Genomic DNA, 18,293 nt, shown 5'->3' with positions numbered 1-18,293 from the left:
GACCGCCGCCCGGGAGTCAGCCGACCCGGGCGGCGAACGCCTCGTAGGCCCGTTCGTCGAAGAGGACGAAGGTGACCTCCTCGACCGCCGTGTCCGTGGCGCGGACGGTCCCGACGGCGATGCGGGCCGCGTCCTCCATGGGCCAGCCGTAGACGCCGGTGGAGACGGCGGGGAACGCGACCGTACGGGCGCCCAGTTCGTCGGCGACGCGCAGTGACTCGCGGTAGCAGGAGGCGAGGAGGTCCGAGCGGTCCTCGCTCGCGCTGTGGACCGGGCCGACGGTGTGGATCACCCAGCGGGCGTCGAGGCGGCCCGCGGTGGTGGCGACCGCCTTGCCGGTGGCCAGGCCCTTGCCGTAGTGCCCGGCGCGGAGGGCGCGGCACTCCTGAAGGATCTCCGGGCCGCCCCTGCGGTGGATGGCGCCGTCGACGCCTCCGCCGCCGAGCAGGGAGGAGTTGGCCGCGTTGACGATGGCGTCGGCGCTCTGGCGGGTGATGTCGCCCTGGACGAGCCTGATGGTGGTGGTCATGTCTGTCGCAGCCTCCTCCAGACGGCCTTCGCCGCGTTGTGTCCTGACATTCCGTGCACACCGGGGCCGGGCGGCGTGGCCGAGGAGCAGATGAAGACGGCCGGGTGCGGAGTGGCGTAGGGGAACAGGGAGAGTTTGGGACGCAGGAGGAGCTGGAGTCCGGAGACCGCGCCGGAGGCGATGTCCCCGCCGACGTAGTTGGCGTTGCGGGCGGCGAGTTCGGGCGGTCCCGCGGTGGCGCGGGCCAGCACGAGGTCGCGGAAACCGGGGGCGTAGCGCTCCAGTTGGCGTTCCATCGCGTCGGTGAGGTCGCCGGTCCAGCCGTTCGGCACATGTCCGTACGCCCAGAAGACGTGCTTGCCGGCCGGGGCGCGGGTGGGGTCGACGACTCCCGGCTGGACGGTGATGAGGAACGGCGCGTCGGGCGCGCGGCCCTCGCGGGAGGCGGCCCGCAGGGCGGCGGCGATCTCCTCGCTGTCCGCGCCGATCTGTACGGTGCCGGCGGTGCGGGCCTCCGGCGCGGTCCACGGCACGGGGCCGTCCAGGGCGTAGTCGATCTTGAAGACGCCGGGGCCGTAGCGGTAGTCGGCGTAGTGGCTGCCGAAGCCGGCGATGCGGGCCAGGGCGGTGGGCGAGGTGTCGAAGACATACGCCCTGGCGGGCGGCAGGTCGTCGAGCCGCTTGACCTCGTAGTCGGTGTGGACGGCACCGCCGAGGTCCTTCAGATACGCGGCGAGGGCGTCGGAGATCGCCTGGGAGCCGCCGCGGGCGACGGGCCAGCCGCGGGCGTGCGCGGCGAGGGCGAAGACCAGTCCGACGGCGCCGGTGGCGAAGCCGCCGAGGGGGGCCATGACATGGGCGACGAGTCCGGCGAACAGGGTACGGGCCCGCTCGTCCCGGAAGCGGCGGGTGAGCCAGGTGGACGGGGGCAGGCCGAGCAGGCCGAAGCGGGCGAGGGTGACCGGGTCACGGGGCAGCGCGGTCGTCGGCAGGGACATGAAGTCCCGGGCCAGGGCGTCCCACTTGGGCAGGAAGGGTTCGACAAGACGGCGGTACGCGCCGGCGTCGCGCGGTCCGAAGGAGGCCGCCGTCTCACCGACCGACCGGGACAGCACGGCCGCCGTGCCGTCCGGGAAGGGGTGCGCCATGGGCAGGTCCGGGTGCAGCCACTCCAGGCCGTAGCGGTCCAGCGGGAGGGCGCGGAACGCGGGTGAGTTGACGGCGAGGGGGTGGGCGGCGGAGCACGGGTCGTGCCGGAAGCCGGGCAGGGTGAGTTCCTCGGTGCGGGCGCCGCCGCCCACGGTGTCCTTCGCCTCGAACAGGGCCACCGAGAAGCCGCGCCGGGCCAGCTCCACGGCAGCGGTCAGCCCGTTCGGCCCCGCACCGACCACGACCGCATCGAGCATCGACGGCACCTTCGGACTCCTTCGTCAGCCGACGGCCACTGGGGATCAGGATATGCCGGGGCGTCCGCGATCTCCCCCGGCCTCCTGTTGGCTGTGACGTCAGACTCCCCGCGCCAGCAGGTCCACCACCCGTCGGGCGGTGGCCTCGTCGCGGGCCGCGGTGAAGGGCAGGGTGTTGCCGCCGCGGATGGAGAAGGGCACGCCCGCGCGGGTGAGGTGGGTGCCGCCCGCCTCCTCCACGAGGAGCAGGCCGGCCGCGTGGTCCCAGGCGGCCTCCCACGAGAAGGCGGTTGCGTCGGACTCGCCGCGGGCTATGGCCAGGTACTCCAGTCCGGCGGAGCCGCAGGCGCGGGGCGCCACGCCGTCCGTCCGCAGGCCGAGCAGGGCGCGCTTCTCCTCGTCCGTGGTGTAGTCCGGGTGGGAGGTGGCCACGCGGAGATCGCGGCCCGCCTCCGGGGTGCCCGCGCGCAGCCGCTCGCCGTCGAGGTGGGCGCCCCGTCCCCGGAGGGCGGTGGCGAACTGGTCGCGGGCGGGGGCATAGGTCCAGGAGGCGTGCACGACTCCGCCCCGTGCGAGGGCGACCAGGGTGCAGAAGCCGGTGTCGCCGTGCACGAACTGGCGGGTGCCGTCGACGGGGTCGACGATCCACACGGGCGCGTCGCCCTGTATCGCCTCGTACGAGGCCGGGTTGGCGTGCACCGCCTCCTCCCCCACCACGACCGAGCCGGGGAGCAGGGCGGCGAGGGCGTCCGTGAGATACAGCTCGGCGTTGCGGTCGGCGTCCGTCACCAGGTCGTGGGGGCCGGCCTTGAGGTCCACCTCGTGGTCGGCGAGCCGCCGCCAGCGCGGCATGATCTCCTGCGCGGCGGCCTTGCGGACCAGTTCCTCCACGTCGATGGTGTGCCGGGCGAGAAACTCGTCGATGGTTTCGTTGGTCTCGATCATGCCTCCATGAGAGCACGCCCCACTGACATTCCCCGCCCGTCCGGTGCACTCCAGGTGGAATCGGGATGAAAATGAGGTGCCGACCCCTGGCCGTGTGGGCTCAGCGGCCCACCGCGTAGCCCTGCATGCCGCGCGGGTTGGCCGCCGCGGAGAGGACGCCGGTGGCCGGGTCCCTGGCGACCGCGCAGAGCCGGCCCTCCGACCAGGCGTCGCCGACCGTCACCTCGTGGCCGCGGCGCCGCAGCTCCGTGACCACCGCAGGGTCCGTGCGGGACTCGACGGTGACGCTGCCGGGGCGCATGCCGCGCGGGTAGAAGGAGCCGGGGAAGCTGTCGTTGTGCCAGTTGGGGGCGTCGACGGCGCCCTGGAGGTCGTACCCGCCGCGTACCTTCCCGCGCAGGGCGACCGCGAGGAGGAAGTGCAGCTGCCACTGGTCCTGCTGGTCCCCGCCGGGCGTGCCGAACGCCATGACGGGCACCCCGTCGCGCAGGGCGATGGAGGGGGTGAGGGTGGTGCGGGGGCGGCGGCCGGGGGTGAGGGTGTTGGGCAGGCCCTCCTCCAGCCAGGTCATCTGGAGCCGGGTGCCGAGCGGGAAGCCGAGTTCGGGCACGACCGGGTTGGACTGGAGCCAGCCGCCGCTGGGGGTGGCTGCGATCATGTTGCCCCAGCGGTCGACGATGTCCAGGTGACAGGTGTCGCCGCGGGTGCCGCCGTCGGCGGAGACGTCGGGTTCGCCGGGCACGGGGGACGTGGGGCTCTTGGCCACCGTCGGTTCGCCGACGCCCATCGGGCTGAACCCGGGCGGCTCGGTGGCCGCCACGCGCGCGTGGGCGCTCAGCCGGGGGGTGCGCCCGCCGGGGCTGCCGGGCCGCAGGTCGTGGGAGGCGCGGGGACCGATCCTGGTCCGCCGTTCGGCGTTGTACTCGGCCGACAGCAGGTCGTCGAGCGGCACCTCGGCCGCGTCCCCGTACCAGGCCTCGCGGTCGGCCATGGCGAGCTTGCAGCCCTCGATCAGCAGGTGCACGTAGTCGGCGGAGCCGTAGCGGGGCAGTTCCGGCGGGAGCAGCGCGAGTTGCTGGAGCAGCACCGGGCCCTGGCTCCAGGGGCCAGCCTTGCACAGGGTCCAGCCGTTCCAGTCGTACGTCACCGGGGTCTCGTAGGTGGCGGACCAGCCGGCGAGGTCGGCGGCCGTCAGGGTGCCGGTGTGGCGCTCGCCGCTGGTGTCCATGGTGGGACGCCCGGCCTGCCGGACCAGGGCCTCGGCGATGAACCCGGTCCGCCACACCTCCCGCGCGGCGTCCATCTGCGCCTCCCGGTCCCCGGCCCCGGCGACCTCGGCGAGCAGCCGCTTCCAGGTGGCGGCGAGGGCGGGGTTCCGGAACGGCTCCCCGGGGCGCGGTGCCCGGCCGCCGGGCAGGTACACCTCGGCCGAGGTGGTCCACTCCGTCTCGAACAGCTCGCGCACGGTCTCGACGGTCTCTCCGACGCGCTCGACCGGCGGGTGCCCGTTCTCGGCGTACCCGATGGCGTACTTGAGGACGTCCGCGAGGGTCTTGGTGCCGTGGTCGCGCAGCAGCAGCATCCAGGCGTCGAAGGCGCCGGGGACGGCCGCGGCGAGGGGGCCGGTGCCGGGGACGAGGTCCAGGCCGAGCGCCTTGTAGTGGGCGACGGTCGCCCCGGCGGGGGCGACGCCCTGCCCGCACAGCACCCGTACCTCCCCGCCGGCCGGCGCGAGCAGGATCGGGACCTCGCCGGCGGGGCCGTTGAGGTGCGGCTCGACGACGTGCAGCACGAACGCCCCGGCCACGGCGGCGTCGTAGGCGTTGCCGCCGTCCTCCAGCACGGCCATCGCCGACTGCGAGGCCAGCCAGTGGGTGGAGGACACCATGCCGAAGGTGCCCTGGAGGGTGGGGCGGGTCGTGAACATAGGGCCTCTCACCTTGCTGTCTACCTGTCGCGGCCCGGCTGACGGGCACTCCGGACGGGGCCGGGGAGTATGCGCCGGCGGCCTCCTCCTCCCGCTCCCCCGGAAGGCTATCGATCCCCGATGATCAGACGCGACCCGCGTGCGAGAGGTCCTGTCGGAGGTGCGCGGCGGTGTGGGAGTCGGTGGTCTTCAGAAGACCGGCCGGAGTTCCTTCGAACAGGATTCGTCCGCCGCCGCTGCCCCCTTCGGGGCCGAGGTCGATGATCCAGTCGGCGCTCCTGACGACGTCGAGGTTGTGCTCGATGACGATGACGGTGTTGCCCTGGTCGACGAGGCGCTCGATGATGCCGAGGAGGCGGTGGACATCCGACATGTGCAGACCCGTGGTGGGTTCGTCCATGACGTAGACGCTTGCGACGCGGTGCAGGTCGGCCGCGAGCTTGAGGCGCTGGCACTCGCCGCCGGACAGGGTGCTGAGCGGCTGGCCGAGGCGAAGGTAGTCCAGCCCCACCTCGTTCAGGGCGTGCAGGACGGGGCGGAGTTTGGGCTCCGTGAAGAAGTCCGCCGCCTCGGCCGTCGTCATCTCCAGGACGTCGCTGATGGACCTGCCCCGCAGGCGGTGGCCGAGGACGTCCTCGGAGAAGCGGCGGCCTCGGCAGACCTCGCACACCGACTTCAGTGTGTCCATGAACGCCAGGTCGGTGTAGAGGACGCCGAGCCCCTGGCAGTTGGGGCATGCGCCCTTGGAGTTGGCGCTGAACAGGGAGGCGCTGACGTTGTTGGCGTTGGCGAACAGTTTGCGGATCGGGTCCATCAGGCCCGTGTAGGTGGCGGTGTTGGAGCGCCGGCTGGTGGTCACCGCCGACTGGTCGATGACGATCGCGTCGGGGTACCGGCTGAGGAACTCGTCGTTGACCAGCGTGCTCTTGCCCGATCCGGCCACGCCGGTGACGACCGTCAGGACGCCGGTGGGGAAGCCTACCGTCACGTTCTTGAGGTTGTGGCTCGTCGCGTCGGTGACGGTGAGCGTCCCGGTGGCGCGCCGGGGTTCGGTCCTGAGAGGCAGTCGGTGCCGGAGGTGGCGCCCGGTGAGGGTGTCGGCACGGGTGAGTGCGTCGAAGCTGCCCTCGAAGACCACTTCGCCGCCGAGCGTCCCGGCTTTCGGGCCCATGTCGACCACGTGGTCGGCGATGGCCATGACGTCGGGGTCGTGCTCGACCACGAGCACCGTGTTGCCCTTGTCCCGCAAGGCGACGAGGAGTTGCTTGAGCCGGTGCACGTCCCGGGGGTGCAGGCCGACGCTCGGCTCGTCGAACACGTACAGCATCTCGGTGAGACTGCTGGACAGATGCCGGACCATCTTGATCCGCTGGGACTCGCCGCCCGAGAGCGTGCGGGTCTCCCGGTCCAGGCTCAGGTAGCCGAGTCCGATGTCGACCAGGTGGTGCAGACGGACGGTCAGGTCGTCCAGGACCGGTTTCACCCGCGGCAGGTCCAGCTCCGCCAGGAGGTGTGCGAGGTGCTGGGTCTCCATCGCGGTGAGGTCCGCGATGTGGTGGCCGCCGATCCGGGTGGCCAGCGCGGCGGGCGCGAGGCGGGTGCCGTCGCAGTCGGGGCAGGAGGCGGTGCGGGCGAACCGCTGGAACACCCGGCGGCCGCGCTCGGACATGTCCTCCTTCTTGACGTAGAGCCGGGTGAACTTGTCGACGATGCCCTCGTAACGGACGTTGAGGGTGTTGCCCTGCCAGAGGAGGCGGATCCTGTCCGGCAGTTCGCCGTGCAGCAGCAGTCGCCACTCCCGCTCGGTGAAGTCGGCCAGCGGCTTGTCGTTGTCGAACAGGCCGGACTCCACATAGCTCAGCCAGTACCAGCTGTCGGTGGAGAAGTCCGGGTGCAGCAGCGCGCCCTGGTTCAGGGACCTGGTGGGGTCGAGGAACGCGTCGAGGTCGAGGCGGACGGTCGTGCCGAGGCCCTCGCAGGTGGGGCACATGCCCTGGGGGTCGTTGAAGGAGAACGCGCTCGGTGGCAGGCCCGCGGGATCGCCGGCCCGGGAGAACAGCAGACGCAGCAGCGGGTTGATGTCGGTGACCGTGCCGACGGTGGAGCGCGGGTTGCCGCCCAGGCGTTTCTGGTCGATGACGACGGCCGCGGAGATGTTCTCGACGGCGTCCATGTCCGGCCGCCCGTGATCGGGCAGGAAGGTCCGGACGAAGGCGCTGAAGGTCTCGTTGAGCTGCCGCTGGGCCTCGGCCGCGAGGGTGTCGAACACCAGGGACGACTTGCCGGAGCCGGAGACACCGGTGAAGACGGTCAGTCGCTGTCTCGGGATCCGGAGTGAGACGTTCTTGAGGTTGTTCTCCCTGGCACCGGTCACCTCGATGGCGTCGGTCCTCACGTGTGCTCCTAGGTGGTGCGGGTGGGCTCCCCCTCCGGGGGTGTAAGGGGGAGCCCGGTCTCGGGTGGGCCCGCGGGCGGTGCCGTCAGGCGTTCTCCTTGCGGAAGGTCCGCGTGCCCCACAGCAGGGCGAGGAGGGCCATGACCAGCAGCACGAGGGAGCCGGTCAGCAGCGCCGTGGCGCTCATGTCCCCCCGGAAGGCCGCGCGTTCGGCGTCGACCACGTGGGTCAGGGGGTTGATCCGGGCCAGGTTGTACAGCCAGCCGGGCGCCAGTTGCTCGGAGACCGGCAGCAGCACCCCGGACAGCAGCAGAAGCGGCAGGAGCACGGCGTTCATCAGCGCGGGGAACGCGGCCTCGCTCTTGAGGATCATCGCCAGCGCGTACGACCCCGAGGACAGCGTGATGGCCAGGACCGCGGCGATGGCCAGGCTGAGCAGCAGCCCGGTCAGTGAGGCGTCGAGGTCGAAGACGAGCAGCGTCACCAGCACGATCAGTACGGACTGCGCGGTGGCCTGCACGGCCTGGGCCAGGACCTTGCCGAACAGCAGGGCGGCCCTGCTCGCGGGTGTGCCGCGGAAGCGGTCGACGACGCCGACCCGGTACTCGGTGAGCAGTCCCACCCCGGCGAAGGAGCCGCTGAACAGTGCCGTCTGGACGATGAGGGCCGGGGTGAGGACCTCCCAGGCGCCGCCGGGCGGGAAACCCGGGGTGTGGTCGACCACGGACACCATGAGGGGTCCGAAGAGGAACAGGTACAGGAGCGGCTGCATGATCCCGATGAGCAGCCAGGTCGGGCTGCGCAGCGCGAGCTTCATGTCCCGCACGAAGATCAGCTGGGTGTCACGCAGCATGGGCGGCCTCCCTGGCCTCCGGCGCGGGGTCGCCGTCCCGCAGGGAGCGTCCGGTCAGGCTGAGGAACACGTCGTCGAGGGTGGGCCGGTTGACCTTGACCGAGGCCATGGTGATCCCCCGGCCGTCGAGGGCGCGCAGCAGTTCCGGCAGGGCGGCGTCGCCGCGGGGCACCCGGAAGCGCACCGTGTCGCCGTCGACGCTCACCTCGGTCGCGCCGGTCAGCCGCCCGGCGACGTCGGCCGCCTCCGCGACCCGGTCGGTCACTTCGATGGTGATCGCGTCGCCGGCGACGCGGGCCTTGAGTGCGTCAGGGGTTCCCTCGGCGACGATCGTGCCGTGGTCGGTGACGAGGATCCGGTCGCACAGCGCGTCCGCCTCGTCGAGGTAGTGCGTGGTGAGGAAGACGGTCGTGCCCTGCTCGGAGCGCAGACGGCGGACGTGCTCCCAGAGGTTGGCCCGGCTCTGCGGATCGAGCCCGGTGGTGGGCTCGTCGAGGAAGACCAGCGTCGGTTCGTGGACCAGTCCGAGAGCGATGTCGAGCCGGCGGCGCTGACCGCCGGAGAGCGTCTTGACGGGGCGCTGGTCCAGGCCGGCGAGGTCGAGCCGCTCGGCGAGCAGGTCCCCGCGCCGTCTGGCCTCGGACCGGGACAGGCCGTAGAGCCGGGCCTGGAGTTCGATCTCCTCGGCGACCCTGGACTCGGGCCAGGTGGCGCCGCCCTGGTGGACGCAGCCGATCCTCCGCCGGACGCCCTGGGGGTCCGTCAGCAGGTCGCAGCCGGCCACGGTTCCGGTTCCGCCGGTGGGGCGCAGCAGGGTCGTGAGCATCCGTAAGGTCGTGGTCTTGCCCGCTCCGTTGGGGCCGAGGAACCCGACCACCTCCCCGGGCGCCACGTCGAAGTCGATTCCCTTGACCGCTTCGACACTCTGGCCGCGCACGGTGAACCGGCGGGCGAGCCCTCGTACTGTGAGCATGAAATCCTTCTCTCGGCCCGGCAGTCGTCCGGCCGGCTCGCGGCGCCGCCCGGCCGGGATGCCGGCTCCGGCGCGCGGCTCGTCAGGACTCGCCATCGGCCGCCGCCTGGTACTCGGCGAGGCGCTCCTGTGCCTCGGCCATGTCCTCGGCGGTCGGGGCGTCGTCCTGGGTGAGCTTGACGCGCCAGTAGCCGCTGAAGTCGATCGCGCGCTTGTCGATCCCCCGGTCGTTGACCAGGTGGCGTCGCAGGGTCCGGACGACGCCTGCCTCGCCGGCCAGCCAGGCGAAGGGGCGCCCGGGCGGGAACTCGGCGCCGCGGACGGCGTCGATCAGGGCTTCGCTGCGGCCGGCCTGGGTTCCGTCGCGGTGCAGCCAGTGCAGGGTGACGTCGCCCGCCGTCCGGAAGGTCTGCTGTTCGGCGCGTTCGGCGACCTCGATGTAGACCTGGGCGCGGGTCCGCTCGGGCAGGGCCTCCAGCAGGGTGCCGATGGCGGGCAGTGCCGTCTCGTCGCCGGCGAGCAGCAGCCAGTCGGCGGAGGTGATCGAGTCCGTCAGGGAGACCGGTCCGGCGTAGAGCGCGGAGGGGCCGACCATGCCGAGCCGGTCGCCCGGGCGGGCGGCGCCGGCCCAGGCACTGGCCGGGCCGTTGTCGCCGTGCAGGACGAAGTCGACCTCGACGGTGTTCGTCCCGGGTACGCGCCGGCGGAGGGTGAAGCTGCGCATCCAGGGCCGCTCGTCCTCCGGAATGGCCAGAAACGCCTGGTACCAGCCCGTCGCGTCGTCGCTCTGCTCCGGCAGCACGGGGCGCGCCTGGCCGGGCCGGGGGAAGCAGAGCTTGAGCTGCTGGTCGGGGGTCAGGCCGACGGAGTCGTCGAGGTGGTCGGCCTCGAACGTCACGCGGGCCATCCGCGGGGTGATGCGTGTGATGTCGGTGACCTGGATGAACGTGACGGGGAGCTCTGCCATCGAAAACCTTCCACGAACGTACGGGGATACCAGGGCGGTCGACCGCCCAGCTGGTATCTTTACAGCGTAAAGAGATGCGCCGGTGAGGTTACTTTATGCAGTAAGGAGTCGCAAGGTGGTTGTTTTCGCCGGACAGGGCGATGCCCGCCGGTCCATGTCCCTGCTCTGGCGATCGGCTGAATCGGGTGGGCCCGCTCCCAAACCCGGTCCCAAACCCGGACTCGACGTGGACACGATCGTGGCAGCGGGCGTCGCGGTGGCGGACGAACAGGGAATGGCGGCCCTGTCCATGCGGGCGGTCGGGACCCGGCTCGGGCGGACCGCCATGGCGCTCTACACCTACGTGCCGAGCAAGAGCGAACTGGTCGACCTCATGCACGACCGGGTGCTGGCCGAACTGCCCACGGAGTACGACACGAGCGGGGGATGGCGCCCGGCGATCACCGCCTGGGCCGACGACGCCTGGGCGTTCTATCTGCGCCACCCCTGGGTGCTCCAGGTCTCGCAGGCCCGTCCCGTACTCGGGCCGAACGAGTACGCGCGACTGGAGACGGTGGTGCGGATCCTGGGCGGAATCGGCCTGGAACCCCTGCACCTCAGACGGGTCATCGCGGTGTTGTTCCAGTTCGTGCGGGGTATGGCCCTGGTCGCGACGGAACACCGGCAGGCGGCGCCGGAGACCGGGGTGCCGGACGAGGAGTGGTGGGCGCAGCGGTCCGCGCTGATGGCGGAGTTCGCGCCGGACTTCACCGAACGCTTCCCCGCCCTCGCGGCCCTGGAGGCGACCGCGAGTCTCGCCGCCATGACCGAGGCGGAGGCGGGTGGCGCCGCGTCACAGATGGAGCAGGAGGCGAGGGAGGCGTTCCGGGTGGGCCTGGACCTGATCCTCGACGGCGTCGGGGCGGCGGTGCGGACGGACTCCGACGGCACGCTCCACGCCTCGGCCGACACCCTCTGACGGGGTCGTGCGGGCCCGGGCGGGCCCCCACGATTCGGCACGTGCCGCACTCCCGGAGCGGTCGGCACAGAAGCCGGAGGCACCCCCGGCCATCCGCGGCCGGAAATGTTCATTGACGGTATCTCGGACGGTGACTACCGTTTTTTGAGCTTGCGCCCTTGATGGCTCGAGGGCGCGATGAATGGTGCGAGATGCATCATGCCCCGATTTCAGGAGAAAGCCGGTGCAGCACATCGCAAAGTACGACCGGAGTGACCGTCAATTGCCAGTCGGCCGCCGAGCGACCGAGGCGTCCCGCCCTCGCAGGCCGGGCGAGCAGGAACGAATCTTCACCACCCGGGTCGGCCTCAAGATACCGACCAGCCTCACGTACGACCGATGGGAGAGGGCCGGGCAGCACATCTTCCAGATCGCCGACTCCTCCGCCTGGTGCCTGGGCGACTGGCTCGTCTACGGCCAGGACCGCTACGCCGACCGCTACCAGACCGGAGTGAAGGCCGCGGGACTCGACTACCAGACGCTGCGCAACTACGCGTGGGTGGCACGCCACTTCGAGCTCTGGCGTCGGCGCGAGGCGCTGAGTTTCGGCCACCACGCCGAGGTCGCCTCCCTGCCGCCGGCGGAGGCCGACACCTGGCTCGACCAGGCGGAGCAGCACGGCTGGTCACGGAACCAGCTCCGACTGCGGCTGCGGGAGAGCCGCAGTGGAGACCGACCGGCCGGACCCGCACGGGCCAGCCAGCTCCGGATCAGCGCCCCCTGTGACCGTGTCCGGCGCTGGCAGGAGGCCGCATCTAGGGGAGACCGGGACTTCGAGGAGTGGGTCCTGCTGACGCTCGACCGTGCCACCGCGCACGAGCTCGGTCATTGACGCCCCGCCCGACCACCGGAGACGGCCGCCCATGGAGATCCACATCGACCACCGCACCTGTATCGGGTCCGGGCAGTGCACCCTGACGGCACCCACCGTGTTCGCCCAGGACGACGACGGGTACGCCGCGCTCGTACCCGACGGGGCGCGGACGGCGACCCCGCGGCAGGTCACCCAGGCCGCGCTGTCCTGCCCCGTCCAGGCCATCGCCGTGGGGAACGACCCACCTGACGCCTGACGGCACGACTCCCGCCACCCCCCAGGGCTGAGGGCTCCACGATGCAGACCGTGGAGCCCTCAGTGCTGCGGTCGGATCACGCTCCGAGCCGCAGGCGCAACGCGTTCAGCCGCCAACTGCCGGGCAGCCGGGCACGGTCGTGCTCCGGATCGCCGTCGGCGAGCGCGAGGTCCGGGTAGCGGGCCAGCAGCCGTGCGAGCGCCACCTCGCCCTCCTGCCGGGCCAGCGTCGCACCCAGGCAGTAGTGGATGCCGTGGCCGAAGCCCACATGGTTCTCGGCCTGCCCGTCCGGCTGACGTGTCAGATGCAGCCGGTCCGGGTCGGTGTAGTGCCGCGGGTCGAAGTTGGCGGAGACCAGCACCGGTTGGACCGCGTCACCGCGGGCGATGCGCGTGCCGGCCAGCTCCAGGTCCTCGACGGCGTAGCGCAGTCGGGCCACCTGCACCGAGCCGCACCAGCGCATCAGCTCGTGCACCGCCCTCGGGAGCAGTGCCGGGTTCTCCCTGAGCCGCGCCAGCTGGTCGGGATGGGTGAGCAGGGCCGCGGTGCCGTTGCCGATCAGATGCGTGCTCGTCTCATGGCCGGCCAGCACCAGGGTGACCACCATGGTGACCGTCTCGGTGTCGCTGAGCCGTCCGCCGTCGTCGTCCTGTGCCCGGATCAGCTCGCTCAGCAGATCGTCCCTGAGCGCGGCGCGACGCTGCTCCATCAGTCGATGGCAGTAGTCGATCATCACGGGAAAGGAGTGCCGCAGGCGTTCGGGCCGCATCGACACAAGGTCCCCGCCCCACTCCCGCCACCGTTCGAGGTCGGCCGCGGGGATCCCGACGAGCCGGCAGATCACCGTGATCGACAGGGGGTAGGCGTAGTGCTCCAGCAGGTCCACCGTTCCGTCCCGCGCCCGGTGGGGCAGTTCGGCGAGCAGCCGGTCGGCGATCTGTTCGATGGCGGGACGCAGATCGAGGATACGGCGGGCCGTGAACGCCCGGGTCACCAGGCGGCGCAGCCGCGGATGGTCCGGCGGGTCGCTGTCCAGGATGGATCCGAGCAGGTAGGCCCGTAGGTGCTCGGGGACCTTGAGCAGTTCCATCATCCCCTCACGCGGATCCGCGCCCTGTGCGCCGGGCACGTGGGAAGGGGTGTTGACGAACCGTGGGTCGCGCAGCACGGCGCGGACGTCGTCGTAGCGGGTCACGAACCACACCGGAGTGCCGTCCACGAACCGGCCGCGGACGACCGGGCCCTGTTCGCGCAGCCGGCCGTAACCGCCGAAGGGGTCAGCGAGGAGGTCGGGGTCCATCATGTGCGGGCCGGCGGGGCAGGCCGCTCCCCCGCCGGCCGGCGGGCTGTCCTGGAACGTGGAGGACATGGTCGGCTCCGGTACTCGCCGGGGCGTCACTTGACCGCGCTGATCACGCCGTGCGGCGTCCACCGGCCGCCGGGCAGCCGCTCGGGCTTCACGAACCCGGCCGCGGCGAACCACTCCTCGTACTGGCCCCACCGGTAGATCGTGCTACTGGCAGCCGGCAGCGTCGCGAAGTACACGTTGTCCAGGGCCGCGTACAGCGGGCCGTCCCCGCTGTCGTCGGACATGGCGTTGAACACCAGCACCCGCCCGCCGTCCGGCAGCGCCGCGTGCGCCTTGCGCAGCAGCCGTATGTTCTCCTGCGGCGACCAGATCACGAGCTGGTTGGCGAAGAGCACACAGTCGTGGCCCCTCGGGTAGGTGTCGGCGAAGATGTCCGCGGCTCGCACGGAGATCCGGTCGGACAGGCCGTGCTCGGCGATCTTCTTGCGGGCGATCTCCACCGTGCCGGGCAGGTCCAGGACGGTGAACTCCACGCCGGGGTTGGCCTGCGCGAGGGCGATGGCGTTGACGCCGTCGCCGCCGCCCACGTCGAGCACGCGCCGCACTCCGGTGAGGTCGGCCTTCTCGACCAGCACGGGGTTGGACAGCCGGGACCAGGACCGCATGCAGCGGTAGAACAACCGCTCGAGCTCGGGGTCCGCGGACAGCCGGTGGTAGAGGTCCTCCCCCGTGCCCTTGATCCGTCGCAGGCCGACGTTGGTGTTCTCGCGCAGCGACGCGATGAAGTCCACCTCGGCGGGCCGGACGATCCGCTCCTCGTACTCGACGAGATCCTCGATGATCTCCCAGGTGCCCTCCGCGAAGAGACCGTTCAGCACGTCGGCGTTCTCGTAGCCGTCGCCCTGACGGCCTGTCAGTCCGAGGGCGGTGGTGCCGAGCAGCAGGATCTGCACCGGCCGCTCCTCCAGGTCGAGTTCCCGGCCGATCTCCGGCGGGGTCAGGCCCGGTCGCCGGTGCAACAGGGTGAACAGGCCCAGCTCGCTGCCCGCGCGGAGCATCTGGAAGGCGGAGGAGCCGAACAGGATCTGTACCAGTCCGTCGGTGGTGAGCGGGGATGCGTGAGCCATGGGCACTCCGAATCGGCTGAGGTGGAGAGGGTGGTGTGCGGGGAAGCTGAGGTCAGGTCACCCGGGCGAGGCCGGCGGGCCGGGAGGCGTGGGCGCCCTCGGCGACGACGTCGCGCACACGGGCCAACGCGTCCCAGACGTCGGTGAACCGGGTGACCAGGGGGGACAGACCGATACGCAGCCGGTCCGGGACCCGGTAGTCGCAGACGACCTTCGCTTCCGCGGCCAGCGCCTGGCAGATCCGCCAGGCGTCGGGGTGGTACAGGGACAGATGCGAACCGCGCCGCTCCGGCGGGCGGGGCGAGGCGGGCCGGAAGTCCAGCGGAGTGAGCCAGGCGTCCGCCAGATCGTCGGCCAGCCGGCCCAGCCGCAGTCCCTTGGCCCGGATCCGTGCCAGGCCGGCCTCCTCGACCAGGGCGAGGGCGGGATCGATCGCCGCCAGCGACACCAGCGGCGGGGTGCTCACCAGGAACCGCTCGATGCCCGGCACCGGGTCGTAGTCGGGCCCCATCTCGAACTGCCCGCGCTGCCCGTACCAGCCCCACACCGGCTGCCGCAGCCGGGACTGAAGGTCGCGCCGCACATAGAGGAAGGCGGGTGAACCCGGGCCGCCGTTGAGGTACTTGTAGGTGCAGCCGACGGCGAGTTCGGCACCGGTGCCGGCCAGGTCGACGGGGACGGCTCCGGCGGCGTGCGACACGTCCCACACCACCCGCGCGCCGACCGCGTGGGCCAGGTCGTTCACCTGCGCCATGTCCAGCAGCGCGCCGCTCCGGTAGGACACCAGGGACAGCACCACCAGCGCGACGTCACCGTTCAGTGCCGAGCGCAGCGCGTCGAGGTCGAGGCCGCCGTCGAGGTCGGACGGCAGCCGCACCAGCCGCAGACCGCGCTGTTCGGCCAGGCCCTGGACGATGTACCGGTTGGTGGGGAAGTCCTCGGCGTCCATCAGGACGGTGCCGCGCCCCGGTGCCGCGTCCAGGGCGGCGGCGGCCAGCTTGTAGAGGTTGACCGACGTGGAGTCGGAGATCACCACCTCGCCGGGTGCGGCGCCGAGTACGTGCTCGGCGACGCGGTCGCCGAGCCGGGCGCCCCAGTCGATCCAGCCCTGCCACGACCGCACCAGTCCCCCGCCCCAGCCCTCCTCGACCACCTCCCGCAGCACCTCCGGCGTGGCCGCGGGCAGCGGGCCCAGCGAGTTGCCGTCCAGGTAGATCAGCTCCGGATCGGCGATGACGAACCGCTCGCGGAACGCGGCGAGCGGATCGGACGCGTCCAGTTCCTCGGCCACCGTGCGCGGGATCCCGCTCATCATCGGCCCTCCTTCTGTCTCGTGTCGTCCGTGTCCGCGTGTCCCCGCCGTCCGCGGGGGGCCATGGGCGCCCGGTCAGAGCGTGGAGCGCACCGACCACAGTTCCGGGAAGAAGCGGTGCTCACTGATCCGGGCGAGCCAGGCCACGCCCTCGGTGCCGCCGGTCCCGGGCTTGGCGCCCAGCATCCGCTGCACGGTCACCAGGTGGGTGTAGCGCCAGCGCGCGAACTGGTCGGCGGTGTCCATCAGCGCCTCGGCGAGCAGATGCAGGTCGCGATGGCCCACGGGGTCCCGGTAGACCGACCGCCAGGCCTCCTCGACCTCCGCGCCGCCGCGGTACGGCCGGGTGACGTCCCGGTCCGTGGAGTCGTCCGGCGTGAGCAGCCCGCGGCGCGCGAGCAGCGCGAGCGCGGCGTCGTACAGGCTCGGCTCGTGCAGCTGGCCGACCACCGCGTCGTAGCCCGCCGTGTTCCGGTGTGGCGCGGCCATCGCGGGGTTCTTGTTGCCGAGCAGGAACTCCAGGCGCCGGTAGCCGGCCGACTGGAAGCCGGAGGCCGACCCCAGGACGTCCCGGAACTCGGCGAACTCCACCGGGGACAGCACGGAGAACGTCTCCCACGAGACCAGCAGCACCTGCTGCACCCGCGCGGCGCGGCGCAGCGTCCACAGCGCGTCGTCGAGCAGGTCGTCCGCCAACTGGTCGCGCGCCGTGCTGAATTCGGTGTGCAGCAGCTTGAACAGCAGCTCCTTGACCTGGCTCATGATGATGAACCCCGGCTCGGTACGGGCCGAGCTGAGCGGATGCTGCAACGCCAGCAGCTCGTCCATCCGCGCGTAGTGGGCGTACGGGGTGGTGTCCGACGGGGATCCGGCGGACAGCGGGCACGCGGGGCTCCGGGTGGTCTGCTCGGTGGTCATGCGGTCGTTCCTTCCAGTCCCATCTGCGCCAGGACCGCGTCGCCCAGCCCGGTGCCCGGCACGCCCAGGTCGTAGGGGAGGTCGAAGTGGTCGCGCCGGCCGGCGACGACCTCCGTCACCGCTGCGCGGGGGCGCAGCGCCGTCACCATCCGGTCGTGCTGGCGGACGTACTCCTCGGTCTCGTTCCCGCCGCGGGCGACCACCGTCTCGGGCAGCCGGGCCGGCAGTCGGAGGATCGGGCTGTTGCGGCGGGCCGCGGCCTCGTCCAGCCGCAGCGCGTCGTTGACGTAGGACAGGCGGACCGGCTCCAGGTCGTACATGCCGCTGAGCAGCACCGCCCCGGCGATCCGGCCGGACAGGTCCGGGCCGGCCGACGCTTCGGGCAGCAGGGCCATGGCGGCAAGGTGCGCACCGGCCGAGGTGCCGCACAGATGGAGGCGGTCGGGGGCGAACCCGAGCCCGTCCGCGTGCCGCAGCAGCCAGTCCACGGCCCGGCGTACCATGCCCGCCATGGCGTCCAGGCCGACGTCCGGCGCCAGCCCGTACTCGATCACCGCGACCGCCGCGCCGGCGGCCAGCAACGGCGGCACCGGGAAGGCCGATTCGGCGCGGCCGAGTGCCTGCCAGTTCCCGCCGTGCACGAACACCAGCAGCGGCGCCCGCCCGGCTCCCGGTCCGGGGAAGTAGTCGAGCCTCTCCGCCGGGTGCGGGCCGTAGGCGAGGGAGGTCCGCACCGGGTGGGCCCGGCGGGCGGCCTCGCTCAGCCGCTCGTACTCGCGCAGGTAGGCGTCCAGGCTCGCCACGCGGGAACTCGGCGAGTACTGCCGGTCCAGCGTGGCCCGGTCCATGCCCCGGTACACGGCGGCTCCGGCCGGCGGTGCGTCGCGCATGCGCTCAGCTCCCCGGAGCGTAGGCGGCTCGGGCCCGCTCGTACACCTCGGTCAGCACCGGGTCGATGCCGTGCGACCCGCCGCGGTAGCGGGCTCCGAAACGGCTCGCGTACTCCTCGAACCACTCCCGCCGGCCGGCCAGGAACAGCACGTCGTGGATCGCCATCGACCGTACCGCCATCATCGGCACCGGTGCGTGGCTCACCTCGAACGCCGGATTGCGCGCGGCCTTCTCCTCGCACTTCTCGTGGAACTGCGCGATCATCAACCCCCGCCGCACGCTCTCCGGCTTCAGCGCGGTGTGCGCCGCGTCCAACAGGTGCAGGTGCTCGGGGGGCAGGTCCGGCAGGACCAGCAGCAGCGAGCGCAGATTCGGGTTGCCGGACTTCCAGTCGACCTCGCTGAACTCGTCGAGGCCGCAGCGGACGATCTCGTCGATCAGGGTCTGGCTCGGGGTGGGGCCGACCAGTCGGACGCGGATCTCCAGCGCGCCGGCACGCTGGGCGGGTTCGACGAACGGGCACACCGGGCCGGTGCGTCCGAGTTCGCCGTGCGGTCGGCGGATGTACTCGATCAGCCATTCGTCCACGGCGGCCAGGGCCTTGGCCACGTCGACGGAGAGCACGTCGGTCAGCATCAGTGTCAGTCCTCGGGTGTCGGTCCTCGCGGACAGCG

The 18,293-nt window shown here is 72.0% G+C and carries 17 protein-coding genes; 3 read left to right on the top strand and 14 right to left on the bottom strand.

Annotation, left to right across the window (positions count from 1 at the left end):
• Window positions 1-16: 16 nt before the first annotated feature.
• From ACZ470_RS08560 to ACZ470_RS08525, 8 genes are all read right to left on the bottom strand, one after another.
• Window positions 17-529, bottom strand: coding sequence for an O-acetyl-ADP-ribose deacetylase (locus tag ACZ470_RS08560; protein ID WP_468425670.1), 513 nt, complete (start codon window positions 527-529; stop codon window positions 17-19).
• A complete protein-coding gene (locus ACZ470_RS08555; protein ID WP_468425668.1) occupies window positions 526-1,935 on the bottom strand; it encodes a phytoene desaturase family protein in 1,410 nt (469 codons plus the stop codon). Before ACZ470_RS08555 ends, ACZ470_RS08560 begins: the two co-directional genes overlap by 4 nt.
• 99 nt (window positions 1,936-2,034) lie before the next feature.
• Window positions 2,035-2,880: an inositol monophosphatase family protein gene (locus ACZ470_RS08550; RefSeq protein WP_468425666.1), complete on the bottom strand. Its 846-nt coding sequence runs from the start codon at window positions 2,878-2,880 to the stop codon at window positions 2,035-2,037.
• 100 nt (window positions 2,881-2,980) lie between these two features.
• Complete coding sequence (locus ACZ470_RS08545; protein ID WP_468425664.1) at window positions 2,981-4,807, bottom strand: gamma-glutamyltransferase family protein; 1,827 nt, start codon at window positions 4,805-4,807, stop codon at window positions 2,981-2,983.
• A gap of 124 nt (window positions 4,808-4,931) precedes the next feature.
• Complete coding sequence (locus ACZ470_RS08540; RefSeq protein ID WP_468425662.1) at window positions 4,932-7,202, bottom strand: ATP-binding cassette domain-containing protein; 2,271 nt, start codon at window positions 7,200-7,202, stop codon at window positions 4,932-4,934.
• An 85-nt stretch (window positions 7,203-7,287) separates the two neighbouring features.
• Window positions 7,288-8,055, bottom strand: coding sequence for an ABC transporter permease (locus ACZ470_RS08535; RefSeq protein WP_468425660.1), 768 nt, complete (start codon window positions 8,053-8,055; stop codon window positions 7,288-7,290).
• The gene (locus ACZ470_RS08530; RefSeq protein ID WP_468425658.1) at window positions 8,045-9,028 is read right to left on the bottom strand and encodes an ATP-binding cassette domain-containing protein; all 984 of its coding nucleotides are present in this window, start codon (window positions 9,026-9,028) and stop codon (window positions 8,045-8,047) included. The genes ACZ470_RS08535 and ACZ470_RS08530 overlap by 11 nt, the downstream gene beginning before the upstream one ends.
• A gap of 82 nt (window positions 9,029-9,110) precedes the next feature.
• Window positions 9,111-9,995, bottom strand: a complete 885-nt coding sequence (locus ACZ470_RS08525; RefSeq protein WP_468425656.1) for a siderophore-interacting protein — start codon at window positions 9,993-9,995, stop codon at window positions 9,111-9,113.
• A gap of 115 nt (window positions 9,996-10,110) precedes the next feature.
• Between ACZ470_RS08525 and ACZ470_RS08520 the strand changes: the two genes are divergently transcribed.
• The 3 genes from ACZ470_RS08520 (at window position 10,111) to ACZ470_RS08510 (ending at window position 12,062) form a co-directional block, all read left to right on the top strand.
• Window positions 10,111-10,953, top strand: a complete 843-nt coding sequence (locus tag ACZ470_RS08520; RefSeq protein ID WP_468425654.1) for a TetR/AcrR family transcriptional regulator — start codon at window positions 10,111-10,113, stop codon at window positions 10,951-10,953.
• A gap of 223 nt (window positions 10,954-11,176) precedes the next feature.
• Window positions 11,177-11,824 carry an LmbU family transcriptional regulator gene (locus ACZ470_RS08515; RefSeq protein ID WP_468425652.1) on the top strand — a complete coding sequence of 216 codons (648 nt, stop codon included), beginning with the start codon at window positions 11,177-11,179 and terminating at the stop codon, window positions 11,822-11,824.
• Window positions 11,825-11,855: 31 nt separating this feature from the next.
• Window positions 11,856-12,062 carry a ferredoxin gene (locus tag ACZ470_RS08510; protein ID WP_468425651.1) on the top strand — a complete coding sequence of 69 codons (207 nt, stop codon included), beginning with the start codon at window positions 11,856-11,858 and terminating at the stop codon, window positions 12,060-12,062.
• Between the two features lie 76 nt (window positions 12,063-12,138).
• Here ACZ470_RS08510 and ACZ470_RS08505 read toward each other — a convergent pair whose 3' ends face one another.
• The 6 genes from ACZ470_RS08505 to ACZ470_RS08480 all read right to left on the bottom strand — a co-directional run bounded on the left by ACZ470_RS08505 (window position 12,139) and on the right by ACZ470_RS08480 (window position 18,255).
• Window positions 12,139-13,431 (bottom strand): cytochrome P450 family protein, encoded by a 1,293-nt coding sequence (locus ACZ470_RS08505; RefSeq protein ID WP_468425649.1) that lies wholly within the window; start codon window positions 13,429-13,431, stop codon window positions 12,139-12,141.
• A gap of 26 nt (window positions 13,432-13,457) precedes the next feature.
• Window positions 13,458-14,498, bottom strand: coding sequence for a 3-hydroxy-D-kynurenine methyltransferase AcmL (gene acmL / locus ACZ470_RS08500; protein WP_468425648.1), 1,041 nt, complete (start codon window positions 14,496-14,498; stop codon window positions 13,458-13,460).
• A 52-nt stretch (window positions 14,499-14,550) separates the two neighbouring features.
• Window positions 14,551-15,813, bottom strand: coding sequence for a kynureninase (locus tag ACZ470_RS08495; protein WP_468425647.1), 1,263 nt, complete (start codon window positions 15,811-15,813; stop codon window positions 14,551-14,553).
• A gap of 72 nt (window positions 15,814-15,885) precedes the next feature.
• Window positions 15,886-16,728, bottom strand: a complete 843-nt coding sequence (locus ACZ470_RS08490) for a tryptophan 2,3-dioxygenase (RefSeq protein ID WP_468425645.1) — start codon at window positions 16,726-16,728, stop codon at window positions 15,886-15,888.
• Window positions 16,725-17,618, bottom strand: coding sequence for an alpha/beta hydrolase (locus ACZ470_RS08485; RefSeq protein WP_468425643.1), 894 nt, complete (start codon window positions 17,616-17,618; stop codon window positions 16,725-16,727). Before ACZ470_RS08485 ends, ACZ470_RS08490 begins: the two co-directional genes overlap by 4 nt.
• A 4-nt stretch (window positions 17,619-17,622) precedes the next feature.
• Window positions 17,623-18,255 carry a DUF6875 domain-containing protein gene (locus ACZ470_RS08480; RefSeq protein ID WP_468425641.1) on the bottom strand — a complete coding sequence of 211 codons (633 nt, stop codon included), beginning with the start codon at window positions 18,253-18,255 and terminating at the stop codon, window positions 17,623-17,625.
• Window positions 18,256-18,293: the final 38 nt, after the last annotated feature.

The sequence above is a fragment of the Streptomyces sp. NPDC031111 genome, assembly GCF_055570675.1.
Note: the sequence above shows the minus strand (reverse complement) of the source record. Positions and strands in the feature narration are given on the sequence as shown.

Excerpts from the sequence above, each read along its gene's own strand:
- acmL (WP_468425648.1), bottom strand. The coding sequence starts at position 14,498 with ATGGCTCACGCATCCCCGCTCACCACCGACGGACTGGTACAGATCCTG.
- ACZ470_RS08505 (WP_468425649.1), bottom strand. The coding sequence starts at position 13,431 with ATGTCCTCCACGTTCCAGGACAGCCCGCCGGCCGGCGGGGGAGCGGCC.
- ACZ470_RS08545 (WP_468425664.1), bottom strand. The coding sequence starts at position 4,807 with ATGTTCACGACCCGCCCCACCCTCCAGGGCACCTTCGGCATGGTGTCC.
- ACZ470_RS08560 (WP_468425670.1), bottom strand. The coding sequence starts at position 529 with ATGACCACCACCATCAGGCTCGTCCAGGGCGACATCACCCGCCAGAGC.
- ACZ470_RS08530 (WP_468425658.1), bottom strand. The coding sequence starts at position 9,028 with ATGCTCACAGTACGAGGGCTCGCCCGCCGGTTCACCGTGCGCGGCCAG.
- ACZ470_RS08555 (WP_468425668.1), bottom strand. The coding sequence starts at position 1,935 with ATGCTCGATGCGGTCGTGGTCGGTGCGGGGCCGAACGGGCTGACCGCT.
- ACZ470_RS08550 (WP_468425666.1), bottom strand. The coding sequence starts at position 2,880 with ATGATCGAGACCAACGAAACCATCGACGAGTTTCTCGCCCGGCACACC.
- ACZ470_RS08480 (WP_468425641.1), bottom strand. The coding sequence starts at position 18,255 with ATGCTGACCGACGTGCTCTCCGTCGACGTGGCCAAGGCCCTGGCCGCC.
- ACZ470_RS08525 (WP_468425656.1), bottom strand. The coding sequence starts at position 9,995 with ATGGCAGAGCTCCCCGTCACGTTCATCCAGGTCACCGACATCACACGC.
- ACZ470_RS08510 (WP_468425651.1), top strand. The coding sequence starts at position 11,856 with ATGGAGATCCACATCGACCACCGCACCTGTATCGGGTCCGGGCAGTGC.
- ACZ470_RS08495 (WP_468425647.1), bottom strand. The coding sequence starts at position 15,813 with ATGATGAGCGGGATCCCGCGCACGGTGGCCGAGGAACTGGACGCGTCC.
- ACZ470_RS08535 (WP_468425660.1), bottom strand. The coding sequence starts at position 8,055 with ATGCTGCGTGACACCCAGCTGATCTTCGTGCGGGACATGAAGCTCGCG.
- ACZ470_RS08490 (WP_468425645.1), bottom strand. The coding sequence starts at position 16,728 with ATGACCACCGAGCAGACCACCCGGAGCCCCGCGTGCCCGCTGTCCGCC.
- ACZ470_RS08485 (WP_468425643.1), bottom strand. The coding sequence starts at position 17,618 with ATGCGCGACGCACCGCCGGCCGGAGCCGCCGTGTACCGGGGCATGGAC.